Source organism: Streptococcus sp. V919 (assembly GCF_054353475.1).
The window spans coordinates 363746-378885 of the sequence record NZ_JBTHHY010000001.1 but is presented as its reverse complement, the minus strand read 5'-3'; the positions used below and the strand labels follow the sequence as shown (position 1 = coordinate 378885).

30 protein-coding genes are annotated in these 15140 nt (G+C 37.2%); all 30 read right to left on the bottom strand.

All coding sequences use genetic code 11. The features are described 5' to 3' along the window. Positions 1 to 29: 29 nt before the first annotated feature. Positions 30 to 161: a hypothetical protein gene (locus ACXYSK_RS02055; protein WP_006150490.1), complete on the bottom strand. Its 132-nt coding sequence runs from the start codon at positions 159 to 161 to the stop codon at positions 30 to 32. A gap of 32 nt (positions 162 to 193) precedes the next feature. Next, positions 194 to 610, bottom strand: a complete 417-nt coding sequence (locus ACXYSK_RS02050; protein WP_458624877.1) for a hypothetical protein — start codon at positions 608 to 610, stop codon at positions 194 to 196. A gap of 10 nt (positions 611 to 620) precedes the next feature. Beyond that, complete coding sequence (locus ACXYSK_RS02045; RefSeq protein WP_458624876.1) at positions 621 to 1193, bottom strand: major tail protein; 573 nt, start codon at positions 1191 to 1193, stop codon at positions 621 to 623. Positions 1194 to 1204: 11 nt separating this feature from the next. Further along, positions 1205 to 1528, bottom strand: coding sequence for a hypothetical protein (locus ACXYSK_RS02040; RefSeq protein WP_458624875.1), 324 nt, complete (start codon positions 1526 to 1528; stop codon positions 1205 to 1207). After that, positions 1525 to 1872: an HK97 gp10 family phage protein gene (locus ACXYSK_RS02035; protein ID WP_458624874.1), complete on the bottom strand. Its 348-nt coding sequence runs from the start codon at positions 1870 to 1872 to the stop codon at positions 1525 to 1527. The genes ACXYSK_RS02040 and ACXYSK_RS02035 overlap by 4 nt, the downstream gene beginning before the upstream one ends. Continuing rightward, on the bottom strand, positions 1869 to 2168 hold the full coding sequence (locus tag ACXYSK_RS02030; protein WP_458624873.1) for a phage head closure protein: 300 nt from the start codon (positions 2166 to 2168) through the stop codon (positions 1869 to 1871). Before ACXYSK_RS02030 ends, ACXYSK_RS02035 begins: the two co-directional genes overlap by 4 nt. Beyond that, the gene (locus ACXYSK_RS02025) at positions 2155 to 2436 is read right to left on the bottom strand and encodes a hypothetical protein (RefSeq protein WP_458624872.1); all 282 of its coding nucleotides are present in this window, start codon (positions 2434 to 2436) and stop codon (positions 2155 to 2157) included. The genes ACXYSK_RS02030 and ACXYSK_RS02025 overlap by 14 nt, the downstream gene beginning before the upstream one ends. 2 nt (positions 2437 to 2438) lie before the next feature. Next, entirely contained in the window at positions 2439 to 2678 is a 240-nt protein-coding gene (locus ACXYSK_RS02020) for a hypothetical protein (protein WP_458624871.1), read from the bottom strand. Between the two features lie 11 nt (positions 2679 to 2689). After that, a complete protein-coding gene (locus ACXYSK_RS02015; RefSeq protein WP_458624870.1) occupies positions 2690 to 3865 on the bottom strand; it encodes a phage major capsid protein in 1176 nt (391 codons plus the stop codon). After that, positions 3850 to 4440 carry an HK97 family phage prohead protease gene (locus ACXYSK_RS02010; protein WP_458624869.1) on the bottom strand — a complete coding sequence of 197 codons (591 nt, stop codon included), beginning with the start codon at positions 4438 to 4440 and terminating at the stop codon, positions 3850 to 3852. The genes ACXYSK_RS02015 and ACXYSK_RS02010 overlap by 16 nt, the downstream gene beginning before the upstream one ends. Continuing rightward, positions 4424 to 5626, bottom strand: a complete 1203-nt coding sequence (locus ACXYSK_RS02005) for a phage portal protein (RefSeq protein ID WP_458624868.1) — start codon at positions 5624 to 5626, stop codon at positions 4424 to 4426. Before ACXYSK_RS02005 ends, ACXYSK_RS02010 begins: the two co-directional genes overlap by 17 nt. A 21-nt stretch (positions 5627 to 5647) precedes the next feature. Next, the gene (locus ACXYSK_RS02000) at positions 5648 to 7378 is read right to left on the bottom strand and encodes a terminase large subunit (RefSeq protein WP_458624867.1); all 1731 of its coding nucleotides are present in this window, start codon (positions 7376 to 7378) and stop codon (positions 5648 to 5650) included. Then, entirely contained in the window at positions 7371 to 7763 is a 393-nt protein-coding gene (locus ACXYSK_RS01995) for a P27 family phage terminase small subunit (protein ID WP_458624866.1), read from the bottom strand. The genes ACXYSK_RS02000 and ACXYSK_RS01995 overlap by 8 nt, the downstream gene beginning before the upstream one ends. A 163-nt stretch (positions 7764 to 7926) precedes the next feature. Further along, positions 7927 to 8259: an HNH endonuclease gene (locus ACXYSK_RS01990; protein WP_441348153.1), complete on the bottom strand. Its 333-nt coding sequence runs from the start codon at positions 8257 to 8259 to the stop codon at positions 7927 to 7929. A gap of 118 nt (positions 8260 to 8377) precedes the next feature. Further along, positions 8378 to 8581 (bottom strand): hypothetical protein, encoded by a 204-nt coding sequence (locus tag ACXYSK_RS01985; protein ID WP_458624865.1) that lies wholly within the window; start codon positions 8579 to 8581, stop codon positions 8378 to 8380. Between the two features lie 166 nt (positions 8582 to 8747). Beyond that, positions 8748 to 9290 (bottom strand): site-specific integrase, encoded by a 543-nt coding sequence (locus ACXYSK_RS01980; RefSeq protein ID WP_006150443.1) that lies wholly within the window; start codon positions 9288 to 9290, stop codon positions 8748 to 8750. Positions 9291 to 9474: 184 nt separating this feature from the next. Further along, complete coding sequence (locus tag ACXYSK_RS01975; RefSeq protein WP_458624864.1) at positions 9475 to 9879, bottom strand: transcriptional regulator; 405 nt, start codon at positions 9877 to 9879, stop codon at positions 9475 to 9477. Between the two features lie 49 nt (positions 9880 to 9928). Further along, entirely contained in the window at positions 9929 to 10327 is a 399-nt protein-coding gene (locus ACXYSK_RS01970) for a helix-turn-helix transcriptional regulator (RefSeq protein ID WP_458624863.1), read from the bottom strand. After that, the gene (locus tag ACXYSK_RS01965) at positions 10320 to 10544 is read right to left on the bottom strand and encodes a DUF3310 domain-containing protein (protein WP_458624862.1); all 225 of its coding nucleotides are present in this window, start codon (positions 10542 to 10544) and stop codon (positions 10320 to 10322) included. Before ACXYSK_RS01965 ends, ACXYSK_RS01970 begins: the two co-directional genes overlap by 8 nt. Continuing rightward, positions 10537 to 11022 (bottom strand): MazG-like family protein, encoded by a 486-nt coding sequence (locus ACXYSK_RS01960; protein WP_458624861.1) that lies wholly within the window; start codon positions 11020 to 11022, stop codon positions 10537 to 10539. The genes ACXYSK_RS01965 and ACXYSK_RS01960 overlap by 8 nt, the downstream gene beginning before the upstream one ends. Continuing rightward, a complete protein-coding gene (locus tag ACXYSK_RS01955; RefSeq protein WP_458624860.1) occupies positions 11019 to 11255 on the bottom strand; it encodes a DUF1372 family protein in 237 nt (78 codons plus the stop codon). The genes ACXYSK_RS01960 and ACXYSK_RS01955 overlap by 4 nt, the downstream gene beginning before the upstream one ends. Positions 11256 to 11258: 3 nt before the next feature. Further along, positions 11259 to 11705 carry a hypothetical protein gene (locus ACXYSK_RS01950; protein WP_458624859.1) on the bottom strand — a complete coding sequence of 149 codons (447 nt, stop codon included), beginning with the start codon at positions 11703 to 11705 and terminating at the stop codon, positions 11259 to 11261. Between the two features lie 15 nt (positions 11706 to 11720). Beyond that, entirely contained in the window at positions 11721 to 12017 is a 297-nt protein-coding gene (locus ACXYSK_RS01945) for a hypothetical protein (RefSeq protein WP_458624858.1), read from the bottom strand. Between the two features lie 103 nt (positions 12018 to 12120). Further along, positions 12121 to 12630, bottom strand: a complete 510-nt coding sequence (locus tag ACXYSK_RS01940; RefSeq protein WP_458624857.1) for a DUF1642 domain-containing protein — start codon at positions 12628 to 12630, stop codon at positions 12121 to 12123. Further along, a complete protein-coding gene (locus ACXYSK_RS01935; protein ID WP_458624856.1) occupies positions 12623 to 13177 on the bottom strand; it encodes a DUF1642 domain-containing protein in 555 nt (184 codons plus the stop codon). Before ACXYSK_RS01935 ends, ACXYSK_RS01940 begins: the two co-directional genes overlap by 8 nt. Beyond that, positions 13170 to 13358, bottom strand: coding sequence for a hypothetical protein (locus tag ACXYSK_RS01930; RefSeq protein ID WP_458624855.1), 189 nt, complete (start codon positions 13356 to 13358; stop codon positions 13170 to 13172). Before ACXYSK_RS01930 ends, ACXYSK_RS01935 begins: the two co-directional genes overlap by 8 nt. A gap of 11 nt (positions 13359 to 13369) precedes the next feature. Continuing rightward, positions 13370 to 13786, bottom strand: coding sequence for a single-stranded DNA-binding protein (ssb, locus tag ACXYSK_RS01925; RefSeq protein ID WP_458624854.1), 417 nt, complete (start codon positions 13784 to 13786; stop codon positions 13370 to 13372). A 9-nt stretch (positions 13787 to 13795) separates the two neighbouring features. After that, on the bottom strand, positions 13796 to 14002 hold the full coding sequence (locus ACXYSK_RS01920; RefSeq protein ID WP_025170002.1) for a hypothetical protein: 207 nt from the start codon (positions 14000 to 14002) through the stop codon (positions 13796 to 13798). Next, positions 13999 to 14196: a hypothetical protein gene (locus tag ACXYSK_RS01915; RefSeq protein ID WP_006150489.1), complete on the bottom strand. Its 198-nt coding sequence runs from the start codon at positions 14194 to 14196 to the stop codon at positions 13999 to 14001. Before ACXYSK_RS01915 ends, ACXYSK_RS01920 begins: the two co-directional genes overlap by 4 nt. Continuing rightward, a complete protein-coding gene (locus ACXYSK_RS01910; protein ID WP_458624853.1) occupies positions 14196 to 15113 on the bottom strand; it encodes a phage replisome organizer N-terminal domain-containing protein in 918 nt (305 codons plus the stop codon). Before ACXYSK_RS01910 ends, ACXYSK_RS01915 begins: the two co-directional genes overlap by 1 nt. Positions 15114 to 15140 lie beyond the last annotated feature (27 nt).

Below are 15140 nucleotides of genomic sequence, written 5' to 3'. Positions count from 1 at the left end.
AGAATCGCTCTCTCAGCACTCCTTTTCTTTTAAAAATTGTCAAAATCAGCTTGGTTGGCTTTTCGCTCACCTTTTTTACTTTCGCTTCGTAAATTCACATAATCTGTTTGATAATCTAAAGCCATTCCGATTGAAATATTCTTCAAATCATCAATAGACAACCCTGTTTCTTTACAACAGGATAAATAAGATTCTACTGTGAAGATTTCTTCGCTAGCTGTTTCTGACTGGTCTGGGACTTTTTTGTTGACATACTTGCATTCAGCATTTCCATCAACTCAGGTCCAACTTCCTGGATTGGGAAACTTTCCATTTCCATAAAGAATTGTTCGTAAGGTTTGATGTGAGGATTTGCAGTTTTAGCAAAGGTCCAAAATAGACGATTAAAGAATGTCATGTCAAAGTCTGACAAGATTGAAATATCAACTTCATTCGATTCTTTTTCGCCAGAATTCAGTTTGTTTAATTCGGACATAAGAGATTGATTCTGTAACATTGAGAATAAATCCTGGAAATAATCCTTTCCGAATTGTTGTTTGTATGCGATAGGAGTATAAGCGCTTGTTCCTAGCTCATACTCTTGCTCGCCAACCATAATGATTTTGCGCATTTATTTCTCCTTAACCAACAGCGTTAGGTTCATAAACTTTTTCGAACCATTTGGTGTAGACTTCGTTGTTATCAGCTGATGTGATTGAGCGTTTGATAACAGAGTCAAGTGGACGAGGGCTAGCTTTGAAAGATAGCTCACGTTCGTTCACGTTTGTACCGTTTTTGGTTGATGATCCATTTGATGGGCGACTAGCTGAACAGTAGTAAAGAACATGACGGGTTTTGTTCTTGTCACCAGAGAATTCAAACATGATAGCAAACGCTGTCGGTTCTGCATCTCCTTTTTCAGTCATGACACCAGTTTGAGAGTCTTTAATTTCTCCCAAGATTTTAGTTGCAAATGCTTCGATGATGTGTGGAACTTTAAGTTTTCCATCGTATCCTTCGTTTGAGTTGATAAAATGGTAGTCAATGTCATCTGCTTTAACTGCTCCAGAATCACCTTTTGGATCTAGTGTCAAGTCCATTGCTCCAGGGAAGCGGAATACTTCATCGTAAGTAATCACTCCATCTGCTCCAATAGTTTTTACAGGTGCAATGTGAACATTTTTTAAACCAAACGTTACTTTATTTTCGGGCATGTCATTCCTCCTTAGTAAAGATAGACTGTATAAGGCTTGACATATAACCTTTCAGTCTCGATAAATGTTTCTTCTTGAGCTTCAAAAAAGAGCTCGTGGGTTTTCCACAGCTCTTCTAGTCGCTCTTCCAAATCTTCATCCTTACGCTCAAATGCAAGTTCGACTGTCACGCTCTTAATCTCATGATTAACCGTATTGTCAGCTGCATTGATTGCTGGACTAGATTCGTAGTAAATCAGGTAAGGCATACCAGGGACGTTACCCTCTTGATACGCTCGGTAAGTTACAGGTAAGGCTGATTTCTCTAAAATATCAGCAAACTCTGAAAGTTTCATTGACCAATCTCCTTGATTCTTTTTTCAAAATTCTCGATAACTTTTTCTTCAACTGGTTTAATGTGGATGATACCAGATACACGACCACCACCTCGTAAGATGTGTCCGTTCTCGAGTAGGTGAGTAAGACTAGCGACAGAATTAAAGACAACGTAAGAACCATTTGCTAGCTTCTTCTTTTTCCAGCCTTTGCGATATTTCCCGTATCGTTTCGGACTCGTTTGTCTTAACTCTTGTACTGCTTCCTCTGCTACCTCTTCAGCAATCTTTTCCACTCCTTCAGAAAACTCGGTTGAATATGAAGCTAGCTCTTTTGCAATGAAATCAGCGAGGTCAATACTCATTCTAATTTCTCCGATAAAGTCAATTCTAAAATTTCAGAATCAATTGGGTAGGTTTTTAAGACACGATATTTCTTGCCTTCGAAAATGGCATGTTCTTGGTTGTCGTATTCAAAATTGTGAACTTCAACAACCAAGCTCGGTCTTAATCCTGCTTGATTGGCTTGATAAAATTCAGAGCGAGTAACTTTCTTTTTGCGACACAGTATTGTCACTTCTACTTCTTCGTAGATTGGTTGTTTGAGCTTGTCCTTACCTTTGATTTTTCTAGAGGTCAGTGTGATTTCATTGTTCCACATTCTTAACCTCTTTCTTTGACGATAATTGCAAATTGTGTAATCGCCACTGAAGGTGTCGTGGCATATCCACTCCACCTTCATAGCGATAAGCAGCATAGTCAACAATAAACATTTCATGATCAGCACGGTCACCGACAAGCTCAACACCAAGATTGTCGGTCAATTCAGTGATGACACTTGAAATGATTTTTTCTAGAGGCTTGTCTCTCAGTTTGGTTGAAATACCTAACTTGAGTTTCAGTAACTCTAAAAGCTGAAATTCATTCATGTTTATTCCTCTTCTTCTGCAACGGGCTCTTCTACAACTGGTTTAGCTTTTGCTTTTTTAGGTTTTTCGTCTGGTACTTCCTCAATGAAAATTGAACCAGCACTATTTAACCCATTCAAAAGACCGTTGATGAATGTTTCAGTTGGTTTATGCCCTTCACGAGGAAAGGTATCACCAACTGAGTAGTCATGTTCTTCAGGATCGTTCAAGTCCTTAAATGGACGGATTACTGTATAGCTCAAAGGCCACCTCCTTACCCAACTGCGTCAGTATAAGTACCAAAGAATCCAGCAGCTTCATCTACTTTCTTAACATCCAAGCGAATGAAAAGTCCAAGCAATTGTCCATAGATGTCGTTGTTCACCCATTTAACAGATACTTGAGAACGGTCAAATAATCCAACGAATTCAGCGATGTCACCGATAAAGAATTTCATATCACGCTCGCTACCAAATACTGTATCGTCTACTGTGTAGATAGTCTTGCCACCGAATGAGTAACCAGTAGGTGATGTGACATCTGGTTGGAGCATATAGTTTCCATTTTTGTCTTTGACTTTATCAAGAGCTGCAAACATTGATTGAGTTACTACGATACTTGCTTTATAAATTGGTTTAAGTTTTTTGTTGTAGATGTCTTTGATACCATCAAATCCAGTAGCATCGGATGGAGTAGCTGTTTTTAGAACTTCTGCAACCAATGAAAGTTCAGTGTTTTCCCCTTGGTTAAACACTTCTTCTTCGACGATTTCCATGATGTCGTAATCTGCATCATCAATCATTTCTTGTGATACTGGGATATAGCCACGATATGTTTTGATTGAGTAAGTAACATCAGTGATGTTTGGTTTTGCAAGCTCTGGATTAGCCTTCAATTCATCTGTTGATGACATTTTAGCATCACTTTTCTTGATAACTGGATATTTACCACCACCGCTGTTAACTTTTACACGCTTCACAAGGTCCAAAAGTGGATTGCGTGTTTTGTCTACAAAGTGTGGTTTTAATACTTCAGTAGGGATTAGAGCTGCACTTCCTGAATCAGTAGTTTTCAATCCTACGATGTCACGAGTTTGACCAGAGCGAATGTATTTTGCGATTGCATCACGTTGTTCCAATTTTTGTCCTCCACGTTGTTCTTCTTTTTTTGGATAAGTTGGTGCTTTACGGTTTTGTTCTTCGATTTGATTTTTCAAATCTTCGATTTCTGCTTCAAGTTTTTCTTTTTCTGCTTCCTTTTCATCCAATTCTTTTTGGAGTTCTTCAAGGTTCTTTTCAACTGCTGAAACTTCTTCATCATTTCTAGCTTGTTCCAATTTAGCAGCTTCAAGTTCAGAGCGTTTGTTCAATTCCTCGATTGATTGTTCAAGCTCTACTACCTTATCTGCTTTGTTGCGCATACGAGCGCCCAAAATCAATGATTTGTGCATAGATTAAATTTCTCCTTAATTTCTTTTTTGCGCTTGTCTAGCGCTTCACGATTAGCACGCTGTTGACTTTCAAAGTCTTTCTGTCGTGCAGCTATTTCCGTTTGTGGATATGCTGGGAAAGTACATGGGCTCACTTCAAAGATTTCTAATTCTAAGATAGTGTCCAGGTACGAACCATCAGCACGTTCTTCTGTGTCGATTTTAATTGGGATAAAGCCAAAGCTACATCCGACTACATCTCCACGTTGAACACGAGCATAGGCTCCGATAGCTTGCGGGTCTTCTTTATTTATGATGATGTCTCCGAAAAGTCCGATTTCATCAACTCCCAAAATGACCGTTCCATTTCCAGTACGACCAAGCACTAAACTATCATCATGGTTAAACAATGCCCTGATGTCAGCGTTTTGGATTGCTTTTTCAACACCTTCACGCTTAATCACTTCAAAGTAACCTGGCCATAATTCAGTAACTTCATCGAACTTGATAAAGTACCCACTCAAAATCAAATCACCAGTTTCGGTTTCTTCTCGTGTTTTGAATTGAGCGGTGCGATAACTATTGCGTTTGTTCATCTTCTTCCTCACCTCCTTTCAACTTTTTCTGGTCCCCAAGTTTATCTTGTGGGATATAGTTTTCAAGAGCAAGGAGCTCATCCATATCAGGATCAGGTGGCATTCCTAACCAGTCTCTCCACTCGTTTCTACGCATTGCCATGCTATTAGTCATCTGTTGTGCTACTGATGACAATTCTGTAATATCGTAAGAATAAAGCGAGCGAGCGTTAAGTTTGAAATACCGATTGTTTGAAACTAGTAAATCTCTAGTTAAGGTCTGAGTGATTGTCGTTGCGATGCTCATGACTGTTGTATTGACAAAGTTGTTGTATTCTTCTTTGTTGAAATTTCCAACTCCTAAAATAAAAGCTGGAACTCCCAAAAGTCCAGCAACTGTTTTCTTATCAATTTCAACAGATTCATTGATAGCAATATCTTTCAAACTGAGTGGTTTAACCTGTTCGACGCTCATAAGAGCATCAGGGATAATCCACGGTTCACCAGATTGGCTAGTGCTAAGATATTTCTTAGCGACTAGATCACGACCTTCTTGAGTTGCTAAGTCTCCACTCGAAGAATCAACTTTCACAATCAAACTTGGAACATTCTTCCCGCTCATAAATCCTTTTTTGATTTGAGTAGCAAGGTTTAAATTCCTAACAATATCTCTCAGAGCAAGTCTATATCCAGTACCTACAAATGGATTGTCTGGATCTGGATTGATTGCAAAGTGTACGATTTCGCTTGGATTGTAATCAGTGCCACGATAATTTACGACATAACCGTTATCATCACTTCTGAAAGATACTTCACTCATCGCGAATGGTCTTAGGTTCAAAATATAATCATTCACAGGATCATACTCAACATGAAGAACCGAATTACCATCACCAAACAATAATAAGTCACGCACAATCTTGAAAATCCAAGTCTTGCGAGTCATATTGTCGCATGGGTTAACATCTATTTTTCTAGCTAGTCCGTCTTTAATTCGGATATCGCCTTTATCTGTATTCTCCATCAAATGAATGGTCATATTGGATACCATGTCAGCAACCTTGTTGACTGCTGCAACCACATCAGGATTACGGGCCAATGGAACGTAACCATCACCATCAAGAAACAAACCGAAGTCTGAATGAGTGATGACGTTCGTTCCGCTTTGAGTTTTACCTCGTTTCAAAATCCTATCTAAAAGCCCCATGTTTTCTCACCTCCTTTCTCTTTACTTAAAGAAGCTCATGACATCTTGGTTTTTACCAAGATTTGCAAGAGCTTGGATACAAGCAAAAATGCTGGCATCGAACAAGTCAATTCTTGCAGTACCACCGTCACCGTCTAATTTTTCATATTGCACAGCATCGTCCACTTTCTCAATAGCTCTGACATTACTTACACAATATTCATAAGCGTCAGAGTGAAGATAGTAAAATTCTTTATTTTTAACTTTGAACTCAATTCGTCTGAAACCCTCTGATTTCAGCCAAAAAAGTTGGGGTTGGTCAATCATCTTAAACCGAGCTTGTTTCATCTTTGTTAGAAACTCACGACCAAACTTCCTATCCATTCCGACAGCAGAAATCTTGAACCCTTTCTCCCTCATCTTGATGAACCATTTAACGATATCATCATAGAGAACTGTCGGAGTGTTGCTCATGGTCAACCATCCATCAGACTGCCACCCAAAGAGTGGAATGCCGTCATCGTTAGCCTTCTTTTGAGCATTGACACGAGGAAAGAAAGCGTGTGTGATACAAATATCAACGTCTTTCTCACCATCATGATAGACACCATAGAGAGCAGCAGCGGTCAAGTCGTGCATTCTTGATAAGTCAGCACCACCATACCACTGAATAGGCAAGCGTGACAGTTCCTCTAAGGTCCAATCGTATTGACTATCTGAAGCGATGAACTCATCAGGATTGAAGTAAGCGTTCATTGAGTTTGTAAAGACATTCAAAGTCTTGTTAAAAAACTCATTTCTTGTCTGTGGATCGTTCATAGCTTGCTCTGCTTCTTCTTTAAGAGACTTGAGCGACACCGTCACACCCCATGAAGGGTTAGCTTTTTTTAGAACGTTCTCGTCCAGGTAATCTCCTACATCGCCATCTGTATTTTGGTCAGCTTTGCAGATAAACATGAACAAGGAATCATCCTTGACCAATTGTTTAAGGACCTTTTGACAGTATTTCAAACGATTGGCAAGGAAACCAGTAGGAATATCACCAGCCGTTGAAATAACAAAAAGCATACTGTTTCGGTATGCTGACATTGTTTTCTTCATAAGTCCGTATTTCTTACTGTTTCTCATCGTGTGAGCTTCGTCCAAGATGATAACATTCCCATTCAAAGAGTCCAAACGGCTCTCATCGTTGGCTAGTGCCTGGATAAAGAAAGAACCCTCACCCCCAAAATTAGCAGTGATAGAGTGTTCTTGGTTATTATCCTTGATACGAATGTTCTTGTCGTTCCATCTTTCAACGTTGAATTTCAAGAATCCAAAGGCTTCCATCGCTTGCTTGACTGAGTTGGCCACGATGTAGCATTTTGAACCGCTATCCGTGTCTAATATCTGATAAGCTAGAGCGATTGCAGCAGTAAACGATGTTTTCCCATTCTTACGAGCGAGCATGATAAGCGCTTCTTTGAACCTACGCTCATTAGTACCCTTGTAGTAGAATCCAAACAGATTGACTACTACAAAGTGTTGCCACGGTTGTAAGAGTAAGGGTTTATTGCGGATAGACACCGCAAACATATCATCACCCTGTTGATGGACTATTGTGTTTTCGATGAAGTGGACAACGAAATCAACGATTTCCTCATCCATGTCAAATTCTGGATTATCAAGATCACGAATGAATCTTTCAGCTGCAAGAATGTTCTCTTCACAATGTTCATCTTTGTGGGATATGACGTGCTGGGCATACTCTTTTGCTTTATCAAGATTACCCATTGCCAGTCACTCGCTTCTTCTTGATTTCATTTTTAAACTTCAAGACTTCAGATAGAACGGATTCTCCTTCAGGTTCCACTATCTCACCGAGCGACTTCGGATTCATCATCAACTGGTTAGAGTAGCTGAGAATGTCTTTCCTCAAAATTTCCATTGCTGTCAAGATTGGAACTTTGCGCTCATTTTCAGCACCAGCCTTATTGACGTAGGTATCTGTTACTGGATAACCCATGTCAGCATAATCTTGAGCAAGCTTTTGATACTGATATAGCATTCCTGCAAAGATGTCAATGATCATTTCAAACTCTTTACGATAAGTGCCCAAGTCTTTCATCTGCTTGACTACTTTTGTCTTGATTGACTTTGCTGTAATTGGTTTAGCCAAAAACTACCTCCTTCTGCCAAAATTGCTTAGTTTTTATCCCCTTTTTGTTTGAAGGGTCCCGACTTGGAAAAAGTTCCCTTCACCGGTACCCAACAGCCCAAAAAATATTTTTTTTAGGTGGGGGGGTAAAAATGAAAAATCGAAAAATTTAAAAATTCGATTTTTACAAAATTTCATTTTTTTGATTTTTAAAAAAATCCTCAAAATCCTTTTTTCGTTTTTTCTGCCAATATAATCCCTGGTTAATTACTTTGTCATTAACTCTATCATGAAACGTGTTATGTTTTTTGTTTGTCAATGGCAAACAATTCCATTCAACGAATTCAAGTTCAGGATATTCTGACACAGGGAAAATATGATGGACCATTTCTGCTTGAGTAGAAATTCCATAGCGTAAACTTTCTTGACAAAGATAGTCATGTCTTCGCATTACTTTATCACGGAACTTCTCCCACTTCTTAGACTTCAAGGTTTGTCTAATAGGTTTGTTATACATATCAAACCTCCTTCTCTCGATACTAAAAGGGACAGGCCAACGACCTATCCCATCTCATACAAGAAATCCATGCTATCATAATAATTCTTTTTATGTGAGAAAACAATAGCTTTTATTCTCATCTTTTTATTTTGCCTATTATTTTACCTAGATAAAATCTAGTTGCTACAAATAAAAAGATAAAAGGCAAAGCGAGGAACACAACCCATGAGAATAATAAATCATCTACTTCACTTTCTGACCAATCAAAAATATGTATAAGACAAATTATTATCGCATAGCATATAACTGGATATCCAACAATTAATCCTAATAGCTCCATTATTTTTCCCTCCTCGGACTATACCAATTTTACCCCTCACTTTCACATATCTTATATTTTGTTAAACTCACTCTAAATCTTAAACCCTTACTAATCATAGGTTTTAAAGCGTTTCATTTTTTCAGTTTATGCTTAACTCATTATGTGAAAGTAATAATTAAAAAAATTAAATGACAAAGTTCCGTAGCGCATCATCAAGCTCTGCTTGTTCAATTCCTATGTATCTAAGCGTTATTGCTGGTGATGAGTGATTGAACATTTTTTGCAATGTTCCTACATCCTTTGTCTTGTTGTAGTATTTATACCCAAAAGTCTTGCGCATCGTGTGAGTTCCTACGTTATCAATTCCTAGCTCTTCGGCTGCTTCATGAATAATTTGATAGGCTCTCTCACGAGTGATCGCTTTATTTTGACCTTGCCTGCTCTTGAATAAGAAATGGTGGAATGGTTTGCCTTCAACATATCTCCTCATTTCTTTTTTGAGTTCTTTGGTCATTCGTCTAGTGATCTGCTTACCAGTCTTACGTTCCCTCAGTTTAATATGCCAACCTTGGACATCTTTCACTTTCAGGGTAAGTATATCTCCAACTCGCAATCCAGTATTCAGACCTGTGATGAATAGCATGTAGTACATCTCATTCCATTCTTTCAAATAGTCTTTCATGGCCTGGATATCATCACTGTCTTTTATTGGTGATACATATTCCATGTTTTACCTCCTTTCTGTAAAACAAAAAGCCAGCGTTTGCTGACTCTTGACGATACTTCTGTTGGACAACTTTTTTGACTAAAGTTAAGGATATTTCCCAAAGTGTGAGTGTGTTTTTGTTCAGAAGTTCATGCTATCATGATATATCGTTTAAAGTGAGAATACAATAGTTTTTATTCTCACTTTATGCAATACCTTTGATTTTTGCATATGTTTTTAAAATTGTTTTTCTTTTTCGATAAATGGTTGCATCACTCACAAATAATTTACCAGCAATTTCTTCCCATTCAAGTTCTGATTGTCCCCATCTCATTTCAAAGATTTCTTGTTGTTCAGATGTCAACTCTTTGAGAAATGTTTCTACTGTTTCTTTGAATAGTTCAAGATTTTTTAGAGGTACATCACTACATAGTTTTATAACTGTATTTTCAGTAGGTTTGCTGATTTGATTTCCTCGACTACCTACTAGTTCTTCGCCATTCTTAGCCATTATCTCAGCAGTTCTAACCCAGATGTCACGATCAACTTCTTTAAATTTTGAAAGTTCTCTATCCAGGTAGTATAGCTCACGACTGTTTAATGTTCTCAAATTCCCCCTCCTTGATGACTTTGATTTTTTTATCTTATGTGCAGTATTTTTATTTCTCTCCAATCAAAACATTCAGAGGGATTTTAAAAAATGTCGCTACATCTTCAGCTATATAAAGATTAGGTTTTTTAGTTTTCTTTTCCCATTTCATTATTTCTGCGTAAGAGTAACCTAACTTTTTGGCTAGTTCACTTCTTGAAAGTTTATTATCTATTCTTTTTTGCTTCAACATAAAAGCGAATCGCTCGCATTGTTGGTCACTTAATTTTTCAAAATCCACTTTTATTAGTTGTTTACCATTTGGATTTTTCTGTTTATACGATGGTGAAGCATAAGAGTTTAGTGTAACAATAGCAATCCCAGTCTCTGCGCTGATTTCTTTTAACGTGCCACAAGTGATAAAGATATCACCTTGATAAAGTGCGTATTCATATTCAAGTCTATCCATGTTCCAATTCCTCAATAAGCCGTTTCAAATAAAATTCTGCCTTTTTCAAATCTTCGACACCATTCTTTTTATGAAAGCGCAAAACGTACTTTACGACATTACCCCAAAAGAAGCCCGCTTTATATTCAGGACAAGGTTTGAATGCTTCTATCACATCGATTGGTTCTAGTCCACTATCAGATATATAATGACTGGGATGAATCACATTTCTATCCATTCGGCAAATCCTCCTCTTTCACGAATGAACCATCAATCCAGCGACCTTTACGGTCTTTAATTTCCTGATAGGCTAACTCAAAGCATTCGTCAAAATCATATCCAAGATTCTTCAGATAACCAATGCAGCGCACTAGATTGTGTCTGCACATTACCTTACTAGCAAATCCTTGCGATAGTTGAAACTCGCTGATGTTTGCATTGATTGAGATTAATGTTTCTGTAATTTCTTTCTTCCGTAAAGTACCAGACTCTTCAAAAATCTGATTCACATCTTCTTTGATTAATAGTGCTAAACCGACAATCACGACTGCACAATCACCGATGCTGTCCTTGGTAACTTTCTCATTCTTCTTGAGATATCCAGCGCATAGCTCACCAAATTCTTCACTGAGTTTGAGCGACTGCTTGTCTAATCGTCCACCATTTTCAAGATCACGGTCAATAAACCATTGTTTTACATTTTCTAGTGTGTTCATAATTCAATATCATCTCCTATTTCAATATTTCTATATTTGTCTTCACTCACCACGAACACATTGCCGTTAACCGTGATAGTGAACAAGTTTCCGATTTTTCGTTTTTCTGTAACCTTGCCAGTAATCTGATACTTGTTATCAGCATGATAAACAAGCAAGGGTTTCTGTGCTTCACGTTGTATAAATAACAAGCAAGTAGTAAGTAAGGCATAGCCAATCAAGAAGCGTCTCATTGCTCAACCTCCTAAATTGCTGAATGGAACTTCCCATTGATAATCAACATATTCATAACAAACATCTTTGATAATTTCACCTTTGGAAATTTCAATTTCCTGTGTGAATTCTATGCCACACTCAAACGTAAAAATTTTAATATCAACATCAAACTTACTTGAAATTTCTTGATAATTTTCTGGAATAGCACTCCACGCTTGCTTAAAATTATCCAGTTCAACGGTACAAAATTTTTCTTCAAGCCAAACTTCTATTTGTTTTCGATCAATAAACGCTCGTCTTGTCCCATTGATGTAAAAATAGGGACCTGTGCTGTTGAATATAAGTAGAGTGCCATCATATTCATCTTTTAGTGTTACAGTGTCGCTTAATAGCATTTCTTTCAATGCTGATGCAATATTTTCGCTTCTCCCTCTTAACTTAAGAGATCCTTCGGCCCAATTTGGCATTATTCCGTTACCTCCTTAAAACTTCTTTGGTTTATTTCTTTTGAAAATAGGATTCTTCTTTTCTTTTTGCTTTTGCTTATGAAAGTTATTATCTTTTTCAAAAACAGATTGTTCATCTTTCATGATTTTATTCATGCTATATGGTGTCACTTCCTTAATCTCCTCTTTTTTAGGTTTTATTGTGATTTCTAAAAAGAAAGATTGGTTTGGAATTTCAAGCGCAAAAGTTCTTGTGTTGTTTTCGGGAGAATTTAACAGATTACCAATTTCAAGAACTAGTTCGGTTATACTGCTATTTAGCGTAAGGCTCATTCTATTACCTCCTCATCATCATTTGTGAAATCTTCTCCAAGTATCTCCAAGGCAAATTTTTGTCCATCTTTTATTAATTTTATCCATTCTTCATCTGATATTATCATTCTACCACCTCATCAACTTCCAAACCCTTACAATCAAACATCCAGCCGAAACCAGCTTCTTCTAACTCTTTTCGGGTGTGAGTTGTATCATAAAGCCTGTTTTCTTCATAATCTGAGAAAAGCCATTTGTTTGAATATTTCTCACGGTTCAAAGTTTCGTGATTTTCACAAATACCTTTCACTTTAACTTTATACCGCTTCTCTTTCTCGACCTCGTAGCCGAATATCCATGCACGAGCGAAGAGTTCTTGGTTATCTTTAGTTTCTATCCACTCACACGTTATCGTATGTTCAAATAAATAGTCCATTGCTTGAAACAAATCCCAATCACTCGTTTTTTTGAAATGCTCAATCCAATCTGCTGTAAACTGCGGGATTTTGACTTTTTCGGGTTCGTCTAGTTGGTCCAAGTCTTGTAGAAAAATTTGACGGGCTGTTTCTGCTCCTGGAGCATCCCATACACCTTCAAGTTTTTTGTACTTCTTTATCAATTCCTGTTTATTCATCTTCAACCTCCTCAACTTCAAACAGTGAACTATCAAACACTTCACCAAAGCCTGCATCTTCGAGTTCTTTCTTAGTATGGTAAGCTTTTAAATCCGTATAATTTATTTTGTTACTCATATACCAAGTATCTTCATTGATATTATGTTTTAATACCCTAAAATTACTCATAACCCCCTTTATCGTCACCAAATACCGCTTTTCTTTCCCGACCTCGTAGCCGTCAAGTATAGCTTTTATTAATCTTTTTCTGTTTTCAAGTTCCCTAAACCCTTCACTCAAGTCTTTTAATTCTATGCCATCGTTATCTCTTAAATAATAACCCCAGCCAGTTCTTGAAACATGATATAAAGCTGTTGTAACATCACTTTCACAATTAAAATCAAACGTTTCAAGGAATTTCGCTTCTTCCTCAGATACTTTGACTTTCTGCGGTTCGTCTAGTTGTCTGACTAGACCTAAAACTATTTTCTTATCAATATGTGGTCTAATAAGACCGATATTATCTGGTAAGGCTTCGATTTTCTCAATTAATTCCTGTTTATTCATTTTCCAACTCCTTTAACTCTTTCTGATAGCCTTTTAGCTTTTTCCTCAAAAGATCACGTTCAGCAGAACGGATATGCCTGTATCTTGGTAAGCATGGTTCTTTAGTTTCTTTGATACGTTGTTCTGTTATTTCGATTGAGTGTTTCAACGCTTCAATTCTAGCTCGTTTAATTTCGTTCATCTGAATACCTCCTAGAATGGCATGTCATCATCTGAAATATCCAGAGGGTTGGTAGCTCCAAAACTTGCTGGCATCTGCTCTTCAATATTTGATTGGTTTGCAGAATTATCACGTTTTTCTAGTAGCTGGAAAGTATCAGCAACTACTTCTGTTACATAAACACGTTGCCCTTGTTGGTTGTCATAGCTACGAGTTTGAATGCGCCCTGTAATTCCTACGAGGTTTCCTTTTTTGCACCATTCAGCAAGTAACTCAGCTTGTTTTCTCCAAATCATGCAATTAATAAAGTCAGTTTCTCGCTCTCCATTTGCTCCTTTGAAATTACGATTGACTGCCAGGTTAAAAGTTGTAATTGCAATATTTGATGGTGTGTATTTCAACTCTGGATCTCGTGTCAGTCTTCCTACAAGCGATACGTTATTAATCATTCTTACCTCCTATTTGATTGCTAGGTAGTAGCAATCTTTTGCGCCATAATCAAATCTGACGCTATCCTTTTTGATGTGTTTTGTGAAATGTGGTCTAGTTATCCCAGAGTATGCCCATTGATGATCCTTCATATCTTCGATAAGGTCATCAACATTGTTGTACTCTCCAATAAATAGCCGACAATGTCCGTTATAGACAAAATAGAGTTTTATCATCCTAGCACCTCGACTGGATAGAAGTTCCCAAAGGAACCTCTTAATGCTTTTCCGACTTGAATAGCTGCACCACGAGAAGCAAACTTCATTGCTCTTCTTTCATCAGAAAAAGAAATTTCTATTCCAGTAACTTCTACATCAACAGATTTCAAGAAAGGTTTATCTTCTTTTGTTCCATGTTTTAAGATGAACATTATTGATCCCCTTTCTTCAATCTATCTAACATTTCTTTTTTCTTTTCTTCTAACTCCTTTTTAGTCTCTTCACTTGTTGTATTTACATAATTAGGGCGAGACCATTCTGGTACATTGGATTTCTTGTTTGTTTGATTGATTGAGCCTTTATTTTTACTTTCTTTGAAAACCCGCTCACGTTCCTCGACTGCTGCCATTGTCAAAATACCATCATTCTTCCAAGTGGTTAAAATAGCTTTTATGTAACTAAAATTCCTTTTTCCGTTGTCAGCAGCAATCCCGATTGCTTTAAGAATAACTCCTGGTTCCATCTCATCTAGTTCGATAAATTCTTTTATGATTGAAAATTGGGTTCCATCTATTGGTGCGATACGAGATTGATATTCTTCGACAATGATTTGAATTTGATTTTCATTATTATGATTATTTATATTCTTATCTTTATCTAATTCTTTATCTTTATCTCTATCTTCTTCTGTTGCGTTACTTTCCGTTACTGTAACGTTACATGTAGCGTTACCAAGCGCAAGATTTTTTTGTTTTTCACGATATCTTGCGACTCTGTTCCTAGTTTGTGTTTTGATTTTTTCCATTCCATCAATGTTTTGGTGCTTTTCCCAGTTTGGTAAAGCGATAATTCCATCAATGATTTCAACCATTCCAAATTGTTCAAAAATTCCAAGGGCCATTCTTACAGTGTTTAACGGTCTTCTAAAGATGGTAGCCAGCATTTCATCAGTATAGTGAACCTTGTCGGACATCATAAGTAGTCCGTTTCGGTTGTGTTTACCAGCAAGAGCTAGAATTTTAAACCAAATAACTAAAATTGCATCATGATCAGGTAGTGCATCGATGAGACAAATTTTTTCATCATCAAAAATATCTGTCGTAATCTTAATCCATTTAATTTCAGACATAACTACCCTCCTTCTTTACTTTTAAAA